Raw genomic sequence first — 630 nt, 5'->3', positions numbered from 1 at the left:
TCAGTGAAGAAGTTTGAAGCGGCACTGAATGTTTTGCTTGAAGAAGGATATCTCATTCGTTTAGCAGATGGTCGCTTGTGGAATTTAGATGTTGAAGAGGAATTAAAAGAAGCAGCTTTTATTGAAGAGCAGGAGGGTAATTATGGCAAATAAATTACCTTGGGTACGTAATTTTTATCAAGAGTGGATTATGGACTTTGCTGGCACTGATGCAGCAGAAAAAGCCACTTATAGTACACTCACTGCTTTTATGTATAGAACTTGTGAACCTCTTTATGATGATGCCTCTGTTTTAGCACGTGCTGTTGGCTGTTCAGTACAAACTTTTAAAAAATCATTAGAAAAACTCATTCGAAAAAAATTAATTATCCGCTTGGAAAATGGAAATTTATGGAGTGCACAAGTTGAAGAAGAGTTACTAAATTGCAATGAGAATTTAGAAAAATCTTCAGAAAAGGCATCAAAAGCAGCAAAAGCTAGATGGGATAAAAACAAAGATAAAAGTAATGATGATGCATGTGCAATGCATGAGCAATGCACAAGCAATGCATACGCAATGCACGAGCAATGCTTGGAAATGCACAATAACATTAACATTAACAATAACAAAAAAAATAAAAATATTATTTT

Annotated in this window: 1 protein-coding gene; it reads left to right on the top strand. The window is 34.3% G+C overall.

The window, feature by feature from the left end; genetic code table 11:
• Positions 1-142: 142 nt before the first annotated feature.
• A partial coding sequence (locus tag ACFILZ_RS10110; RefSeq protein ID WP_375611092.1) for a DUF1376 domain-containing protein occupies positions 143-630 on the top strand: 488 nt, incomplete at its 3' end.

This window comes from Bartonella sp. AP40SXNS, assembly GCF_042195825.1.
In the GTDB taxonomy this organism is placed as follows: domain Bacteria; phylum Pseudomonadota; class Alphaproteobacteria; order Rhizobiales; family Rhizobiaceae; genus Bartonella.
The sequence above is the reverse complement of the archived record's forward strand: the minus strand, read 5'-3'. Positions and strand labels throughout refer to the sequence as shown.